Source organism: Moraxella nasicaprae, assembly GCF_025643275.1.
GTDB lineage: Bacteria > Pseudomonadota > Gammaproteobacteria > Pseudomonadales > Moraxellaceae > Moraxella > Moraxella nasicaprae.
In genome coordinates, this window is the sequence record NZ_CP089977.1 from 361,409 (window position 1) to 379,660 (window position 18,252).

General features: G+C 44.2%; 16 protein-coding genes. 9 read left to right on the forward strand and 7 right to left on the reverse strand.

Features of this window, described 5'->3' with window-relative positions; all coding sequences use genetic code 11:
• Positions 1 to 64 precede the first annotated feature (64 nt).
• On the reverse strand, positions 65 to 2,095 hold the full coding sequence (locus tag LU297_RS01535) for a UvrD-helicase domain-containing protein (RefSeq protein WP_263076663.1): 2,031 nt from the start codon (positions 2,093 to 2,095) through the stop codon (positions 65 to 67).
• Positions 2,096 to 2,224: 129 nt separating this feature from the next.
• Positions 2,225 to 3,217, reverse strand: a complete 993-nt coding sequence (locus LU297_RS01540) for a polyprenyl synthetase family protein (RefSeq protein ID WP_263076664.1) — start codon at positions 3,215 to 3,217, stop codon at positions 2,225 to 2,227.
• Between the two features lie 350 nt (positions 3,218 to 3,567).
• On the opposite strand from LU297_RS01540, the gene LU297_RS01545 reads away from it, so the two are divergent.
• The gene (locus LU297_RS01545) at positions 3,568 to 4,650 is read left to right on the forward strand and encodes a 3-deoxy-7-phosphoheptulonate synthase (RefSeq protein WP_263076665.1); all 1,083 of its coding nucleotides are present in this window, start codon (positions 3,568 to 3,570) and stop codon (positions 4,648 to 4,650) included.
• An 80-nt stretch (positions 4,651 to 4,730) separates the two neighbouring features.
• Positions 4,731 to 5,447 carry a Smr/MutS family protein gene (locus LU297_RS01550; RefSeq protein WP_263076666.1) on the forward strand — a complete coding sequence of 239 codons (717 nt, stop codon included), beginning with the start codon at positions 4,731 to 4,733 and terminating at the stop codon, positions 5,445 to 5,447.
• Positions 5,448 to 5,513: 66 nt separating this feature from the next.
• On the opposite strand, the gene LU297_RS01555 is transcribed toward LU297_RS01550, so the two are convergent.
• A complete protein-coding gene (locus LU297_RS01555; protein ID WP_263076667.1) occupies positions 5,514 to 6,311 on the reverse strand; it encodes a TatD family hydrolase in 798 nt (265 codons plus the stop codon).
• 306 nt (positions 6,312 to 6,617) lie between these two features.
• Here LU297_RS01555 and LU297_RS01560 point away from each other — a divergent pair, with 306 nt between their 5' ends.
• The 4 genes from LU297_RS01560 to LU297_RS01575 all read left to right on the forward strand — a co-directional run bounded on the left by LU297_RS01560 (position 6,618) and on the right by LU297_RS01575 (position 11,932).
• Complete coding sequence (locus tag LU297_RS01560) at positions 6,618 to 8,474, forward strand: TonB-dependent receptor plug domain-containing protein (protein ID WP_263076668.1); 1,857 nt, start codon at positions 6,618 to 6,620, stop codon at positions 8,472 to 8,474.
• Positions 8,475 to 8,711: 237 nt separating this feature from the next.
• Positions 8,712 to 10,076, forward strand: coding sequence for an adenosylhomocysteinase (ahcY, locus tag LU297_RS01565; protein WP_263076669.1), 1,365 nt, complete (start codon positions 8,712 to 8,714; stop codon positions 10,074 to 10,076).
• 183 nt (positions 10,077 to 10,259) lie between these two features.
• On the forward strand, positions 10,260 to 11,207 hold the full coding sequence (gene metF / locus LU297_RS01570) for a methylenetetrahydrofolate reductase [NAD(P)H] (RefSeq protein WP_263076670.1): 948 nt from the start codon (positions 10,260 to 10,262) through the stop codon (positions 11,205 to 11,207).
• Positions 11,208 to 11,212: 5 nt separating this feature from the next.
• Positions 11,213 to 11,932 carry a 16S rRNA (uracil(1498)-N(3))-methyltransferase gene (locus LU297_RS01575; protein ID WP_263076671.1) on the forward strand — a complete coding sequence of 240 codons (720 nt, stop codon included), beginning with the start codon at positions 11,213 to 11,215 and terminating at the stop codon, positions 11,930 to 11,932.
• Here LU297_RS01575 and folP read toward each other — a convergent pair.
• Positions 11,915 to 12,820 carry a dihydropteroate synthase gene (folP, locus tag LU297_RS01580; RefSeq protein WP_432806263.1) on the reverse strand — a complete coding sequence of 302 codons (906 nt, stop codon included), beginning with the start codon at positions 12,818 to 12,820 and terminating at the stop codon, positions 11,915 to 11,917. The genes LU297_RS01575 and folP overlap by 18 nt on opposite strands.
• A gap of 271 nt (positions 12,821 to 13,091) precedes the next feature.
• Here folP and hflX point away from each other — a divergent pair, with 271 nt between their 5' ends.
• The 3 genes from hflX (at position 13,092) to LU297_RS01595 (ending at position 15,679) form a co-directional block, all read left to right on the forward strand.
• Positions 13,092 to 14,519, forward strand: coding sequence for a ribosome rescue GTPase HflX (hflX, locus tag LU297_RS01585; protein ID WP_263076672.1), 1,428 nt, complete (start codon positions 13,092 to 13,094; stop codon positions 14,517 to 14,519).
• 66 nt (positions 14,520 to 14,585) lie between these two features.
• Positions 14,586 to 14,987, forward strand: coding sequence for a CidA/LrgA family protein (locus LU297_RS01590; RefSeq protein ID WP_263076673.1), 402 nt, complete (start codon positions 14,586 to 14,588; stop codon positions 14,985 to 14,987).
• A complete protein-coding gene (locus LU297_RS01595; RefSeq protein WP_263076674.1) occupies positions 14,984 to 15,679 on the forward strand; it encodes an LrgB family protein in 696 nt (231 codons plus the stop codon). Before LU297_RS01590 ends, LU297_RS01595 begins: the two co-directional genes overlap by 4 nt.
• 529 nt (positions 15,680 to 16,208) lie before the next feature.
• On the opposite strand, the gene LU297_RS10030 is transcribed toward LU297_RS01595, so the two are convergent.
• The 3 genes from LU297_RS10030 to LU297_RS01605 form a co-directional block, all read right to left on the reverse strand.
• A complete protein-coding gene (locus LU297_RS10030) occupies positions 16,209 to 16,754 on the reverse strand; it encodes a transposase (RefSeq protein WP_349773723.1) in 546 nt (181 codons plus the stop codon).
• Positions 16,730 to 17,098, reverse strand: coding sequence for an IS630 transposase-related protein (locus LU297_RS10035; RefSeq protein WP_115007331.1), 369 nt, complete (start codon positions 17,096 to 17,098; stop codon positions 16,730 to 16,732). The genes LU297_RS10030 and LU297_RS10035 overlap by 25 nt, the downstream gene beginning before the upstream one ends.
• A 217-nt stretch (positions 17,099 to 17,315) precedes the next feature.
• Positions 17,316 to 18,209, reverse strand: coding sequence for an OmpA family protein (locus LU297_RS01605; protein WP_263076675.1), 894 nt, complete (start codon positions 18,207 to 18,209; stop codon positions 17,316 to 17,318).
• Between the last annotated feature and the right edge of the window lie 43 nt (positions 18,210 to 18,252).

The following is an 18,252-nucleotide window of genomic DNA, read 5'->3' on the forward strand; positions in this document are numbered from 1 at the left end:
ATCACACCAAGCCAACCACCCGTGTCAAAAAACCGCTCAATGTTAACATTGAGCGGTTTTTTTATCAGCGTTTTTTGGCATCAAGCATCGCTTGGATATTGCTTAGATAATTTTCTGCCACTTTCTTTGGGTCTGACTTTGGTCGTCTGTCTGGATATTGTACATATTCCTCAGGCATTTCGTCCAAAAAACGAGAAGGTGTTGAATGCTTCATATCTTTACCAACTTTGTACTTTTTGGGGTATAGCACCGTCAGCTCTTTTTTGGCACGAGTGATGCCCACATACATCAGTCGTCTTTCTTCTTCGACACCATTATCGTTAATCATGGCATTTTTGTGTGGCAGGATTTCTTCTCTAGCACCAATGATGTACACAAAATCAAACTCCAAACCTTTGGCAGCGTGCAGCGTCATGAGGCTAACCTTATTCGTATCGCTCTCCTCTCGCTCCTGATCTAGCATATCTAGCAAAATCAGCTTGCGAATGACCGCATCAATCGTTTTCTCATCATCAGTTTCAGCACGCTCAATCAAGGCAGAAATACTTCTATAAAGCATGTCAATATTATCCAGTCGAGCCTTTTCTTGATGAGGGTTTTTGGCATCTGATTTGATGTAATCGACATACCCAGTTTCTATAATCATTTGCTTGACTGTCGGGATTGGCTCAGGATTGTCATGCAATTCACGAGTATAATGCTCAACAAATCTGGCAAAGTCATACAAGGTATTGCCAGCCTTATTACCCAAAGCGGATTTTAGATGATTATGCGAGCAGGCAGATAATAACGATAATCCATGCTCTTGGGCAAATAATCCCAATTTTTCAAGAGCAACCGAACCCAAGCCTCGTCTTGGTGTGTTAATCACTCGCAAAAATGCTGCATCATCATCAGGATTGATGATTAGACGCAAATAGCCCATCACATCTTTAATCTCGGTGCGTGAAAACATCGAAACACCGCCAGATATTTGGTAAGGCACATTATACTCTCGCAATGAAACCTCCACAGCCCGAGATAAAAAATTACTGCGATACAGCACAGCGTATTGCTCCCAGCTGTGGTTGTTTCGCATTTTATGCACCAAAATATCTCTGACCGCCCGTTCAGCTTCTTCAAATTCATCATTCGTGGCAATCACACGGATTTTCTCCCCTTGCCCCTTATCCGACCAAAGCTGTTTTTCAAACAGATGCGAATTATTAGCAATCACGGAGTTGGCAGCGTGCAAAATGCTGTTGGTAGAGCGGTAGTTTTGTTCTAACTTAACCACCGTCAATGCAGGAAAATCCTGTTTTAATAACGCCATATTTTCAGGTTTTGCACCACGCCATTCATAGATGGACTGGTCATCATCGCCCACCACCGTAAAGCGAGACTGAACCCCCACCAACAGCTTAATCATCTCATACTGTGCAGTATTGGTGTCTTGGTACTCGTCCACCAGCAAATAGCGAATGCGATTTTGCCATTTTTCACGCACCTCCCAGTTTTCTCTTAAAATCTTGACAGGCATCACAATCAAATCATCAAAATCAACCGCATTATACGCCCTAAGATTTCTTTCGTACAAAGCATACAAATGGGCAAATTGCTGGTCTTCTGGGTCTTGTACGGTTTGCAAGGCATCATCAGGGTCAATCAAATCATTCTTCCAGTCACTGATGAGCTGTATCGCCTTGGTCACAAAAAGACGATTATCAGTACCGCTAATGTTATCTCGCACCATCAAATCCAGCAACAGTCGCTTCGAATCATCGCTATCCATGATGCTAAAATTTGACTTCAATGAGGTGTGTTTTAGTTCGGCTCGAATGAGTTGTAAGCCAAACTGATGGAAAGTTGAGACCGTCAAGCCACGAGTTTTATCGGCTGGCAATAATTTTTGGACACGAGACTTCATCTCACGAGCCGCCTTATTGGTAAAAGTAACCGCTGTAATGCGTTCGGCTGGAATGTTGCAATTCTCAATCAAATGGGCGATTTTTTGGGTGATGACCGATGTTTTGCCCGAACCTGCCCCTGCCAAAACCAACAAAGGCCCTGAAATATGAACCATCGCTTCATGCTGTCTGGGATTGAGTTTGCTCATTGTTTTTACTCTTATTTTGCTGTACAAATCAGATAGGATTAAGGGTTTTTCTTGGGAATTTTGGTGATTGGCAAGAAATGATTTTTGCCAAAAAAATCCCATCAAGCGATGGGATTGCTGATAATGACACTACACCAAGCGACTGCTGGCAAGGGTGGTTAATTGATACAATCCATCACGGTATTGGTTGGCAGGTAGTTGCTCTAATGCCTGCTGTGCCAGCGTGGTCTCCTGCAATGCTCGCTGCTTACAATAATCCAACGCACCACACTCACGCACCATATCAATGAGCTTGGCAGGATTGTCCACCTTGCCCGTCTGCACCGCAATGCGTAGCGTGTCATAATCAGGCGAATGGTTATTTTTTAGGATTTCTAGGGTCTTGATGATGGGCAAAGTTGGCTTACCTTCTGCCAAATCATCGCCCAGATTTTTGCCCATCACAGCAGCATCGCCCACAAAATCAAGCACATCATCAATCATCTGAAAAGCATTACCAAAATGATAAGCAAAATCGCCAAGCGGTGCTAACAACTCATCTCTACCCTGCAAAATCGCAGCCCCTTTGGTCGCCATCATAAACAGGCGAGAAGTCTTGCCATCAATGATTTGCAAATAATCTTCTTCGGTGGTTTGTGGATTGTGCTGATGTTGTAATTGAAGCACTTCCCCTTCGGCAATATCACAAGTACCATCAGAAAATAGCTTTAATAAAGGCAAATTATTAAAGCCCACCAACAGGTTAAAAGAACGAGCAATCAAATAATCGCCCACCAGTACCGCTGTGGCATTATCCCAAGTGGCATTGGCAGTTGGACGACCACGACGCAACCCAGACGCATCAATCACATCATCATGCACCAAAGTGGCGGTATGCAACATCTCAGTAATGGCTGCCAACTGCATTGCTTGTTCGCTTTGGGTGTCGTTTAGCATGCGTGCGGTCAAGAGCGTGATGAGTGGTCGCATTCTTTTACCACCAGCATCAATCACATGCTTAGAGACACTCATCACCAGTTGCACTTTTGAATTTAGACTGCCAAATACTTGCTTATCCATAATCGCAAAATCATCAGCCACGATGGCTTGAATGTCGGCATAAGTTGGGTGTGTTGTGGTCATTTTGTTCTGATAATCCTAAACCATGTTACTGGGCAAGCCAGCTTTGCTTTTTAAAATTCGCCTATCATATCATACCTAAGAGTTTTCTTAAAGTCTTGACCCGTCAAATCCTGCCATTTGCATCATTGCAAACCATTAGTTTGGCTGATTGCTGATATTTTTCATGTAAACAACTGTTTTTTTGGCTTGTAAAGTTTGGTAAGTCAAGGCATAATAACACCATTTATTTTATTGTGCTGATGGTGCCAACTTTGACACATCACGATACACGCTTATGATGATTGTATCTATTGAACAAAATTAGCCAGCATATTTAGCACAGATTGATTTTTTTAGGCAAGGGGGAAGCGATGAGCCAAACCATTACCCACAATCCAGACATTGATGACGTGAATATCGAAAAATTTATCCCGTTGGTTACGCCAAGTGCTTTAAAAACAGAATTTCCATTATCTGACGCTGCCAGCAAGACTGTGTTAGAAGGTCGTCAGGCAATCCAAAATATCCTAGATGGCATCGATAAGCGAATCTTGGTGGTCGTTGGACCTTGCTCCATTCATGATGTCAAGGCAGCTCATGAATATGCCGATCGCCTTAAACTGCTCGCTCACGAGCTTAAAGACGAACTATTCATCGTCATGCGAGTTTATTTTGAAAAACCACGCACCACCACAGGCTGGAAAGGGCTAATCAACGACCCTGACATGGACGATAGTTTTGACATCGAAAAAGGGTTGCGTATCGCCAGAAAGCTGCTTCTGGAACTCAACGAAAAAGGTCTGCCCTGTGCCACCGAAGCCCTAGACCCTAATACACCACAGTATATCCAAGATTTAATCAGCTGGTCAGCCATCGGTGCTAGAACCACCGAATCACAGACGCACCGTGAGATGAGTTCTGGCTTATCCTGTCCTGTTGGTTTTAAAAATGGTACTGATGGCTCAATGACGGTGGCAGTCAATGCCATGCAAGCGGTACAATCAGGACATAGCTTTTTGGGTTTATCGCTCGATGGTCAGGTATGTATCATTCAGTCTAAGGGCAATAAATACGCCCATGTCGTCCTGCGTGGTGGCAACGACCAGCCTAACTATGACGAAACCGCCATTGCCGCTGCTGAAAATGAACTTGCCAAAGGAAAAACCAATGGCAAAATCATGGTCGATGCCAGCCACGCCAACTCTGGCAAAGACCCTTACCTACAACCCATGGTCATCGCCAACATCGCCACCCAAATCCAAAATGGCAACAAATCCATCATGGGTCTGATGATAGAAAGCCACCTAAAAGGCGGTCGTCAAAACATTCCTGCCGACCTATCGGAACTAGAATATGGCAAATCTGTGACAGATGGCTGTCTGGACTGGGATAAGACGGTTGAGACTTTGCGTAGTTTTGCCAAAGCGGTCAAAGAACACCTGCCAAATCGTTGATGATAAAAAAACCGCTTGAAGTTTCTGGCGGTTTTTTCTTAGAGATGACAAATAGCCAACCAAACAGTTTTGAGTCAAACATGAGCAATCCAAGTTTTAAAGATTTATTATCCAAAGAATTTAGACAAGATTTAAAAAACCTTGCCAAGCCCACCAAGTCAGAACACGGCATTGGCAAACCTGAACAAAATGTCAATCTGCCAAATGCCAAGCAAGTGGCTGGTGAGGTCAAGCGATTTAATCACGCCCAAGTGGACGAAGATAAAGTGCTGTTCATGCAAGCAATGCAAGGTGTTGCACCACTAAAAACAGACAGCGTCATACACCATCGCCCCATCAAGGCAGACGAAAACGCCCTACGCCGCCGTGCTGCTGCCGAAGGGCCAGAAGAAATCTTGGGAGCAACCTTATCAGACATGCAAGCCTTGCTCAATCCTGTGTCTGGCGAAGCCTATTTATCCTACAAAAATCCCACACTACAAAATAAAGTCTTTGAACAACTCAAACAAGGCAAGCTACGCTGGTACGATGCGGTTGATTTGCACGGTTCAAGCATCGAAGACGCTCGGTCAGCTGTCCAACTGCTAATTCATCAAGCCCTGCAAAATGGCGAAACTGTCGTCAAAATCGTACATGGCAAAGGCAAAGAAGCCATCATCAAGACCTGCGTCAATGGTTGGCTGCGTCAAATCAGCGATGTGATGGCGTTCGTCTCCGCCCCTGCCAATGATGGCGGTAATGGTGCAGTATTGGTATTGCTAAAACGCAAAACCCTCACCAAAAATGACACCAATTAAAAAAACACCGCCAAACTTAGGCTAACCAAGGTTAGCATTCGGCTTGGCGGTGTTATGATGAGATAATCACGCCTTGATGACAGGCTTCACCTGATTGAGTAGATTGATAAAATTTTGGCTACTGATTTGCCCAATCTCTTCGGCTGTCTTGCCATAGACTGCCGCCAATGCTTGTGCCACATAAGGCACATAGCTTGGTTCATTATCCTTGCCACGCTTTGGTACGGGGGCAAGATAAGGACTGTCTGTTTCAATCAATAAACGGTCAAGGGGTAGTTTTTTGGCAACCTCTCTAAGCTGTTGAGATTTATTAAAACTGACAATGCCTGATAAAGAAATATACAATCCCATGTCCAATGCTGCTTTGGCAAAAGCGTCATCTTCGGTGAAACAATGAATGATGCCATGTTCGCATTTTTCTGCTTTTAACAAATCCAAAGTATCATCATACGCACTGCGAGTATGCACCACGATGGGTTTGCCCGCCTGCTTGGCAGCCTCGATGTGGGTGGCAAAACTGTGTTTTTGGGCGGCTTTTTTGGTGTCGTCCCAATGATAATCCAGCCCTGTTTCGCCAAACGCCCATACTTTATCGCCATCATAAGAAAGCAGTTTTTCGACACAGATTGATGATAGTGTCTGCTCATCTTGGCAAGGGTGCAGACCTACGCTCATGCCAATATCCACCGCTGCCGTCTGCTCGCCAAGCCTAACCCACTGGGCAATCGGTTCGTATTCATCTAGGCGACACATGATTGCCATCGCACGAGAGACTTTCGCCTCTTGCATACGCTGCAAAAGCTGGCTTGGGTTGTCTTTGTAGTTATCCAAATAAATCAAATGGCAATGGCTGTCGGTGTACATCGTTATCACTCAGTTATTTTTTTAATGGCATGACAAACGCCCAAGATGGATTGGCACGCTTGTTGTTTTGCTTATTATAATACAAACCATCATTGAATGGAAAATACAAACGCACTTTGACCCTATTGGACACACCCAAAAAAACCAACATGGCGGCTTTCACCTAAAAAATAATTCATCATCAATAGAAAATATTTCATTAAAATTGACGATGTAACAAATTATTTCCATGTTATAATAATGGGCGAAATTCTTAACGGATTTCCACCGATAATTTTTATAATTGATAAAAGGTTTGATGTTATTATGTCTTCTATTGCTTTACGCCGTGCCATCATTTTGGCATTAGCCCCAACAAGCATGTTAGCTGCCCATGCCCAAACAGGCGAACCAACCACTACGGTCGAGCTTGACCCTGTGGTCGTTACTGTCACCAAGACCCCCACCAAAACCAGCAATCTGGTCGCCCAAACCAAAGTTTTGACCGCCAAAGAATTGGCACATTATCAAGGTCAAAATCTATTTGATGTCATCAAAAATCAAGCTGGCATCAGCTCATACAATAGTGGTGGCACTGACAAAGCCAGCAATTTTTATATGCGTGGTTTTGACAGCAAAGGTGTCTTAGTCATCATCGATGGTATGCGTTATGGCAGTTTGACCACAGGTCAGCCAGCACTTGGGCTACTTTCCGCCAACGAAGTGGAGCGAGTAGAAATCCTATACGGTGCATCGGGTTCTAGCGTCTATGGTGCAAATGCGATGGGCGGTGTAATCCAAGTCTTTACCAAAAAAGGCAGTGCTGATGGCTCAAAAATCGCTCTCACAGTCGGAGCAGGTTCACACGACAGTTTTAATTATGGCATTAGTGCAGGATTTGCAAACGAAAACACCAAGCTAAATCTATCTGCCAATCACAGCGAAAGCGATGGCATTAACACCATCGTTACCCCATATCACGCCCAAAGCCGTGATGAAGATGGTTTTGAACGCCAAAGTGCCAGCCTAGCCCTAAGCCATCGTGCTGGTCAGTTTGAAGCTGGTCTAAACGCCCTAGCCAGTAAAGCCGATGTCGAATACGATAACACTTGGTCAGACCAAAGCGACATTCGTGATAAGCAAAAAGGCGGTGCGGTAAGCATCTATGGCACTTATCATTATGGCAATGGCAGTGATGTCAAAGTGCAATATGGCGAATCTTTGGACGAAAGCAAAAACTTTGCTGGGGCAACCATGACGGGTGAATATCAAAGCCGTCAAAAACAAGCCAACCTATCTTTGACGCACGCCATCGGTGCTGGCAAAATTCTAGCAGGTGCTGAACACCTAAAACAAGAAGTAGAATCAAGCGTGGCATACGCCCAAACCAAGCGAGATAATACTGGCGTCTATGTTGGCTATCAAGGCACGCACGACAAACTTGATGCACAAGCCTTTGTTCGCTATGATGATAATTCTTGGTACGGCAAGGACACTACCTATAATGCAGGTCTTGCCTATCGCATCACGCCAAATCTACGAGTGGGTGCAAACTATACCACAGGTTTTCGAGCCCCAACCTTCAATGACCTATATTGGCCAGGTGGTGGTAATCCAGACCTACAACCAGAAACCAGCAAAAACAGTGAAGCCTTTATCGAGCTGACTGGCAATCATCACAAAACTCGTCTGACAGGCTATCATAGCGATGTCAAAGACTTGATTGCTGGCTGGCCTGCCAAAAACATCAATAAAGCCAAAATCACAGGAGCGACCATCAGCTCAGATTGGCAGTTTGGTCACTATTTGGCTGGTGTCAGCTATGATTATCAAGATGCCAATGATGTTACCCCAAATGCACTTGGCGAAAAAACCAAATCCGACCTAGCATTCCGCCCAGAGCATAAGGGTACAGCGTATGTAGGCTATGCACACGATGATTTTAATGTCCGTGCTGAATACCAAAAAGTTGGTAGTCATTATGCAGGCAGCAATCATAGCAGCAAAATGCAAGGCTATGGCTTGCTTAATCTAAGTGGCACATACGAACTAACGCCACACATCAGCATCACACATCGTTTCAATAACATTTTGAACAAAAAATACACCACCAACGAAAGTTGGGGTACTCGCTACAATGCTGATGGTGCTAATGTTCACACTTCGGTTACTTTCAAATACTAACCCTAAATGTGCAAAAAAAAAGACGGCTGATTGGTCGTCTTTTTTGTCAGTTGGAGCATGGTAAGCAGATGAAATCCGAAGTCTTTTTTGTTATAATGATACATCGCCAAGAGATGTTGCAACTTTTTAAGCAGATTGTTTGATTAAAAAGTCAGGCTTGGTTTAATTATGATTCATCAAATAATTATAAAACAACGACATCTGCCTATTTCTTTTTTACCGATAAGGAGTGGACAGATGTCTACATTCACTGACTACAAAGTCGCCGATATTTCACTTGCTGAATTTGGTCGCAAAGAGATTAAACTTGCTGAAACCGAAATGCCTGCCTTGATGGGTCTGCGTAAACGCTATCAAGATGCTCAGCCCTTAGCTGGTGCTAAGATTGTCGGCTGTATCCACATGACCATTCAAACAGCCGTTTTGATTGAAACGCTGGTGGCATTAGGTGCAGAGGTTCGTTGGACTTCATGCAATATCTTTTCTACCCAAGACCACGCTGCCGCTGCCATTGCTGCTGCTGGCATTCCTGTCTTTGCGTGGAAAGGCGAAACCGAAGAAGAATATGAATGGTGCCTAGAACAACAAATCCACAAAGACGGACAGCTTTGGGACGCTAACCTAATCCTAGATGACGGTGGCGATTTGACCGCTTTGATTCACAACAAATACCCACAAATGCTAGACACCATTCACGGCATCAGCGAAGAGACCACCACAGGCGTGCATCGTTTGATTGACATGCTAAACAAAGGCGAGCTAAAAGTACCTGCCATCAATGTCAATGACGCTGTCACCAAATCCAAAAATGACAACAAATACGGTTGCCGTCATTCACTCAACGATGCCATCAAGCGTGGTACGGATATGTTATTGGCTGGTCGTCGTGCCTTGGTCATCGGCTATGGCGATGTGGGCAAAGGCTCTGCTCAGTCTCTACGCCAAGAAGGCATGATTGTGCGTGTCAGCGAGATTGACCCCATCTGTGCAATGCAAGCATGTATGGACGGCTATGAATTGGTGTCGCCTTATGTGGGTGGCGATGCTGCTAATGGCGTCAATACTGCCCTACTTCAAGATACCGACCTTGTCGTTACCACCACAGGTAACTACCATGTGTGCGATAGCCAAATGCTAAAAGCCCTAAAATCTACGGCTGTGGTCTGCAATATTGGGCATTTTGATACCGAGATTGACACTCAATTCATGCGTGACAACTGGAAATGGGTAGAAGTAAAACCACAAGTTCATCAAGTCTATCGCTCAAACGATGAATCTGATTATCTGATTTTGCTATCAGAGGGTCGTCTTGTCAATCTGGGTAATGCCACAGGACACCCATCACGCATTATGGACGGTTCATTCGCCAATCAGGTATTGGCTCAAATCCATCTTTATCAAGAAAAATTTGCTGATTTGCCAGCATCTGAAAAAGCTCAGCACCTGTATGTCAAAGTCCTACCCAAAAAGCTGGACGAGGAAGTTGCTGCTGCCATGGTTGCAGGCTTTGGTGGTGTGATGACCAAGCTAACACAGGAACAAGCAGACTATCTGGGCGTGCCTGTTGAAGGTCCTTTTAAATCCGAAGAATATAAATACTAAACCTTCATGATTTGACAATCAAAAGCGATGGGGAGACTCATCGCTTTTTTATTAAAAATATCAAATTACCATCAAGCACTCATCACTGAATTTCAATTAACAAATCAGCAAAAACCTGTTATAATTTTCAACAAAAGTTGAGAATAATTAAATTAAATTTGATTTCATTCATATAGGAACATCATGAGTCAACATACCCTAAATCGCCTACAAACCATCGAAACACTCTTGGGCGAATTAAAACAAGATTTGGCGGTCAGCTTACAGCCAGCACGCCAAGAAACCCATGCGAAAATTCCGTTTTCTTTCGAATTTTTTCCCACCAAAACAGATGATGCACAAGCCAAATTACTCAGCACTTTCAAAGAGCTGGGCGAATTAAATCCACAATACTGCTCAGTCACTTATGGTGCTGGTGGCACAACTCGTGAACGCACGCTGGGCATCGTCAAATCTTTTCGTGAGCAGTCCGCCATTCCTGTTGTACCGCACATGTCATGTATTGGCGATAGCAAGGCTGAGATTGGCGAATTGCTTGATTGTTATAAGGGCTTGGGTGTAAAACGAGTGGTTGCCTTGCGTGGCGATTTACCATCAGGTCAGGTTGGTTATGGCGAACTGCCATTTGCCCTAGATTTGGTCAAATACATTCGTGAGCATAGTGGCGAGCATTTTAACATCAAAGTTGCCGCCTATCCTGAAATGCACCCACAAGCCAAAAGTTTCAAACAAGACATCAAAAATCTGGCGGATAAATACCACGCAGGGGCGAATGAGGCCATTACTCAGTTTTTTTATAATGCAGACAGTTATTTATTTTTAAGAGATGAATTGGCAAAACTGGGTGTTCATCAAGAGAACTTCCCCATCACCGCAGGCATCATGCCAATCACCAAAGCCAGCAATCTGATTCGTTTTGCTGATAATTGTGGGGCGGACATTCCGCGCTATATTCGCAAACAACTGACAGATTTTGGCGATGACACCAAAGCCATCAAAGAATTTGGCTTTGAGGTGGTGTATCATCTATGTCAGCGTCTGATGAGCGAGGGCGTGCCTAGTTTGCATTTTTATAGCATGAATCAGGTTCAGCCAAACAAACGACTGGTTGAAAGCCTAGGCTTGGTATAACGCTGATGTCTCGTTTTTTTATCCCCACACCGTTATCGCCCAGCCAGCTTGGGCAAGAAATTAGTCTGACTGATGACATTTATCATCATTGGTGCAAAGTGCTGCGTGCCAAAGTGGGCGATGTGGGCATATTGTTTGATGGCCAAGGTGGCGAATATCAAGTAAGCCTTGTTCATATCAACAAAAAAACAGCTCTGGTACGCCTAGATGAATACAATCCCATCAACCGCACACCGCCTTTTGTGGCGACGATTGGACTGGTGATGAGTCGTGGCGATCGCATGGATTACGCCATTCAAAAGGCGTGCGAGATGGGTGTGGCAAATATTCAGCTTTTGACCAGCGAACGCTGCCAAGAACATCTTAAATACGAACGGGATTTAAAAAAAATCACACATTGGCAAGGTGTGGCGGTATCAGCGTGTGAGCAATGCGGTCTGAATCTAGTACCCAAAATCATCAATCCTGTCAATCTTGATGAGTGGGTGGCACAGTGTGACGATGAATTAAAATTGGTGCTGGCGTTGTCCGATGGCAATCCACAGTTTGCCAAACCCCTACCCAAACACATTGCCCTACTCATCGGTGGCGAAGGCGGTCTATCGCCTCGTGAGATAGCACTTGCCAAGCAACATGGATTTTTGGCATGGACGATTGGCGAGCGAGTGCTGCGTACCGAAACCGCCCCTGTGGTGGCTTTGACCGCATTACAGATGCTTAGCTGATGTGTCTTGTAGCTGTTGCCACATGGAGAGCATCTGCACGCTACTAGCCACATCATGCACTCGCACGATGCTTGCCCCAGCCTGCACCGCCAGTAATGACATACCCGCCCCCATCAGGTCTCTGTCTGCTGGCGTGTGCGTCTTCCATGCAGGATTAGCATGACTTAAAAGCTCGCCCAAGAACCGCTTGCGAGACACCCCAAATAACATTGGTAAATCAAAATACTGCACCAGCTCATCAAAGTGCTGCATGATGAGCTTATGGTGTTCAAAATTCTTGGCAAATCCCATGCCCACATCAACAATAATCTGCTTACGCTGAATACCGACTGCCATCGCTTGATTGATTTTTTCATCAAGCTCCGCCTTGATTTGTTCTAACACTAAGTCATACACCGCCAAATCATTCATCGTATCAGGCTCGCCACGACTGTGCATCAAAACCACAGGAACACCAAGCTGTGCCGCCATCAGCAACGCCCCATCACGCCCCAAGGCTCGAACATCATTGATGATGTCTGCCCCAGCATTGATGCCTTGCTCCATCACAGCAGGACTGCTGGTGTCAAGCGACAACCAGATTTGATTGCCAAAATGCTCACGAATCGCTCGCACCGCTGGCACAACCCGAGCCAGCTCCTCTTCTTGGCTGACCTTATCAGCATTAGGTCTGGTGGATTCTCCGCCAATATCAATGATGTCCACACCAGTCTGTATCATCTGCTGACAATGTGCCAAAATCCGCTCAATGGTGGTAAACTGACCACCGTCCGAAAACGAATCAGGCGTAACATTAAGAATCCCCATAACTTTGGGCGTGGATAAGTCTAATTGCTTATGATTGGCAGTCAATAATACGGGGGTGGATTTTGGGTAGATGATGGACATAGGCTTTGCTGTGCATAAAAAAATAAATCCTACATATCATAGCACAGTTATGCCATGATTTTGATAAGATACTTTCATCTTTTGATGATTCTGGGTCAAACTGTGACAAAAAGATGGATAATACTTGCCATCAAACCAGATTTATTCTTATAATTGACAAAACAACCGACCAAAACCAATAAAAAGCCATCTTATCATGATACTCATAACAAGATGGTTGGCATTGATGATGGTTTAATATCAATATATGATTGATTTTTAAGGAAAAATTTTGCAATATTTTGACAGGCACGAAGGTGGGGAAAATGCCATTTTGGTGCATTTGGACATTCATCAAATCAGCGACCCAGATGATTTGGAAGAATTTCGCCTACTGGTGCATTCTGCTGGGGCAAATGAAATTGAAGTCATCACAGGTTCACGCAGCAAGCCACACGCCAAGTATTTTGTTGGCACAGGTAAAGCCCAAGAGATTGCTGATGCGGTCAAGCGATTTAGAGACACGCACGAAGATGGCGATGATGTGATTGTCATTTTTAATCACAATCTAAGTCCAAGTCAAGAACGAAACCTAGAAGCCACGCTCAAATGCCGTGTGCTAGATAGAACGGGTCTGATTTTGGATATTTTTGCCCAAAGAGCCAGAACTTATGAAGGCAAATTACAAGTCGAGTTGGCACAATTAAACCATTTGGCAACTCGACTGGTGCGTGGCTGGACGCATCTAGAACGCCAAAAAGGCGGTATTGGTCTTCGAGGACCTGGCGAAACTCAGCTAGAAACTGACCGCCGCCTGCTCCAAATTCGTGTCAATCAGCTCAAAGCCAAGCTCGAAAAAGTCAAGCAAACTCGTGCTCAGGGTCGCTCAAAACGCCAAAAATCAGAAACACCCACCATTTCTTTGGTTGGTTATACCAATGCGGGCAAATCCACCCTATTTAATCGACTTGCCGATGACAACATCTATGCTGCCGACCAACTGTTTGCAACGCTTGACCCAACGCTTAGACGAGTCAAATGGGCAGGTGTAGGCAATGTGGTGCTGGCGGATACGGTTGGTTTTGTGCGTCATTTGCCACACGAGCTGGTAGAAAGTTTTCACGCCACCTTAGAAGAGACTTTGGAGGCGGATTTGCTACTGCATGTGATTGACGCATCAAGCCCAGACATGCACGAACAAATCGATGCAGTTAATGATGTACTCTCGCAAATCAAAGCAGATGCCCCGATTTTATTGGTGTATAACAAAATCGACAAAAGTGGCGAACCTGCTGGTATCTACTACCAAGAAACCAACACACCTGCCAGAGTTTATGTCTCTGCCCGTGATGGCATTGGCATGGATAAACTCATTCAAGCCGTCCAAGAACTGCTTTCTGGCAATCTACATCACTACATCATCACACTGCCCTATCATGCAGGGCAACTAAAAAATACCTTGCACGAACTTGGTGTGATAGAACATAGCGACTATGATGATACTGGCAAAGAAGTGCTGAGCGTTAGGCTTTCTGCCAGCAAACTTAAACAACTTTTGGGGCAATTTAAACTTGATGCCAAAGAAGTATTATCGCCCAAAGATGCTAAAAGTCTAGCTCCTGCACTTGAACCATTTGAAGAAGCAATACAACAAAGTCGTGCCATCAAAAATAAAAATGATGAACATAGCTTGACAGACCTTGACCCTTTTTGTCATTAGACGGTACAATCGCCATTGACCGATGTTTGATGAACATCAAGATAAATACCCAAAAGGATATACATAATGACAACCGCTCGACAACCTAGATTTTGGCTCGGTATGATTGCCACCATTGCCATCGTGGTTGGCGTACGAGAATTGTCATTGCTGATTTGTGCTTATTTTGGTATGCCCACCGCTGCCAACATTGTCGGCTTGGTAGGTCTGTTTGTGATACTGATTGGCGTGCGTATGACACTAGGCTTGCCAGAGTGGCTTGCTCAGTCAGCCAGCAGACTGCTGGTCGATAGTGGTTTTGCTTTTTTGCCTGTTTCTGCTGGTGCTGGCATTTTGCTGTTTGGCTTAGGGGCGGATTTGCCAGCCGTCTCTTTGGTCATCATCATCAGTACCGTACTGCCCTTGTGGTTTTTTGCCAAACTGTCCGCTCTATGGCTGGCTGACCACACTCAGGGAGAAAGCAAATGACAGTCCTAGATAGCAGTACCATTGCTTTGGCATTCATGATTACGCTGGTGGCACACATTGGCTCAAAATATGTCCTAAGATACCTCAATCGCTACATTCGTGGCATTCCAATGATTATCATCGCCATCTGTTTAACCCTACTGATTTTATGGGTGATTGGACTAGATTATCATCATTATTACGCTCACGCCAAGCCTATATTTGATAGACTCTTAGGTTATAGCACCGTGCTACTGGCTGTGCCGTTGGCTGGCATGAATTTTCAGGGATTACCCATCAAAAAACTTAGCCTCATTGTACTATTTGCCAGTATGGTTGGTGCTATCTTACCCATGTCACTTAGCTATCTGCTTGCTCTAAATCACGATACCCTACTTGCCTTTGCTACTCGCTCTGTGACCACGCCTGTGGGGCTATCTGTTGCCCAAATCATCGAAGCACCGCTGGTCATGGCAAATCTTATCATCATCGTCTCTGGTATCTTAGGGGCTGGGATTTGTCGTGTGCTATTTCGCCACATCAAGGACGAGCGAGCTCAGGGGCTGTCTCTTGGCTTAGTGGCACACGCCATTGGCACGGTTGAAGCATGGCAAATCAGCCCAACCGCCGGACGCTATGCCGCTTTTGGTCTGGCGATTAACGGTCTGGTTACGGCGGTCTGGTTGCCGATTTTTATGCTAAATATCATCTAACATACACTCTCTATATCGCCGTCAATCTTGGCGGTTTTTTTTATCCAGATGGAAAATAGCCACACCAACAAGCAAGCCATCACACCAATACGATAATACAATCCATCAAACCTAGCAAAACAGCCATCTTGCCATAACAATTTATACAAGCCATTCATCACCAATGATGTGATGGTCTGTTACTCATCATGTCCATCTTATACAAGCCCACATCAATGCCAAAAAATATATTCAACTCACATCAAAATCATACAAAAACCCTTTCTCTTAGTAATAGGCTTGTCGAATTATCAACGAGTGAAGTGGTTTTTGCTTGATTTCCCAAGCCTGCCACAAACAAAAATCTTGATTGGCTTTTAAGATATGCCTCAAACTTAGCAAAAAAGTCATATATAGTGATTTAACTTCAAAAAATCACCAAAACCGTTCGCCCCAAGCTTGCCTTCGGGTGAGGGTTTTCCATTATGGGCAGGCAAGCTTATCACGAACGAAAAAACTTAATATAATGTGTTTTGAGCTTAATTTATACTCAATTCAACTCAAAATAAGACATCAGCCCACCTTCAATACTCTCAAACTTTGACAGATGACTTCTAAGCCATCTCTTAATAGTTGCCCAAGTGTGTTCTATGGGGTTTAGGTTAGGTGAATAAGGTGGGAGTGGCAAGATAACATGTTTGCATGTTGTGTTATTAGCAAGTACCTGTAACTGCTTCATTCTATGAAATCTTGCATTATCTAAGATGATGATACAAGGTCTACCTGTTTGCTTGGCGTGGTTGTCAAGGCTAGGTAGAAGCATTTGTTCAAACCAAGTTTCAAATAAGTTGCTTACCATTGTGTTTTGATAGATAAGTGGAGCAATCAAGTTTTTGGCTTTGTTACCAATTTGTCCAGCAACCAATGATATGCGTTGATAATATTTACCACTCACCTTATCATAGACTTTTTGACCCTTTAAACTTCTGGCGTGGGTGCGGTGTAGGTAAGTGTCAATACCAGTTTCATCTACATAAACAAGCTCGTAGTCTTGTATGCTTTGTAACTGTTTTAGCCTGTCTTGATAGTCTTTGATTTTGTTTGGGTCTTGTTCTTTGTAACTTGTGGTCTTTTTTTATGGGTAATACCAAGAGAGCGTAAAGCATAAAAGATGGTACTTGTACCACAATTAAAAACTTCAGCAATTTCATACAAGTAAGCATCAGGGTTTTGCTCTACATAAGTTTTAAGCTTATTTCTGTCCACTTTAACACCACGATTGCCACCACTTTGACAGGACAAATCACCTTGTTCTTGTTTTTTAATCCAAGCATACAAGGTGCTTCTTGAAATGTTGTAAGCAGTACAAACTGTGCTAATATTACCACACTGCTCTAAGTAGGCTAAGGCCTTTTGTTTAAGTTCTATTGAATATGCCATAATAGCGATATTTTAGCATAGATTTGTAGGGTTTTAAAGTGAATTTAGTATACTATATTTTTAGCATGATTTGACCAAGTCCTTTATCAATAACAAAAATCACTCAAACACCAAAACAAAAACACGCCCACAAAAAACACCACCCATCAAGGGCGGTGTTTTGTCATCTTCTGTGTTTACTGTTTGTGTGTTTGTCAAACAGTAAATACTAACAAGATTATGGATTTAGGATACCAGAGCCATCCACATCAACGGTCACACGACGGTTTGGTTGCAAGCAGTCGATAAGTTGGTTGCGTGGTAGTTTGGTGTCACATTGTTTAACTGGGTCAGTTTCGCCAGCACCAACAGAACGAATGATGTTTGCTGGTACGCCACGCTCTACTAGGTAGTTAGTCACAGTGCGAGCACGGTTTTGAGATAGGCGTTGGTTGTAAGCGTCAGTACCTAGGAAGTCGGTATGACCTGTAACGATGACAGCGTTTAGCTGGTCGAAAGTGCGTAGACGAGCAGCAAGCTCATCTAGGTCTTGACGACCTTGTGGTAGCATGTCGCCCACAGTGTGCTTGTCAAATCTAAATAGTGCATCAGCATTTAGCGTGTAGCGTTGTAGTTGTGGTGCAGCAGGAGCAACTGGTGCTGGTGCTGGTACAGCTACTTCTTTGATGATGACTTGTGGTGCAGCTTCTTGTACTGGTGGTGGGCAAACTGCATCAACTGGATCTACTGGGTTCCAGAAGAATGAACGAGTGAACTTGTCTTTGTCAAATAGGACTTTAAATTGGCAAGTAGTTACGCCATCAGTACCAACACCTGGGGTGTGGAAGTGGAATAGATAGTTCCACTCACGAGGACGCCATACTTCATCATAGTGTGGACGACCTAGTAGATGATATAGTTGGTCTTTGGTCATGCCAGCTTTGACTTCTTTTAGGCTAGCAAGATTTGGGAAAGTACCACGATTTTTGTCAAAAGTCACAGAATCCCAACGAGGCCATACTGGGTTTTCAGTAGTACCTTCTTTGGTGACTTTGGTAGGAGTAGTGGCACAAGCAGTAACCGCAGCAGCTAGGGCTGATACAGTTAGGGCTTTAAACAGAATGTTTTTCATAATAAGTCCTTAAAAATAAATGGGAAACCGCCCCACCGCAGGG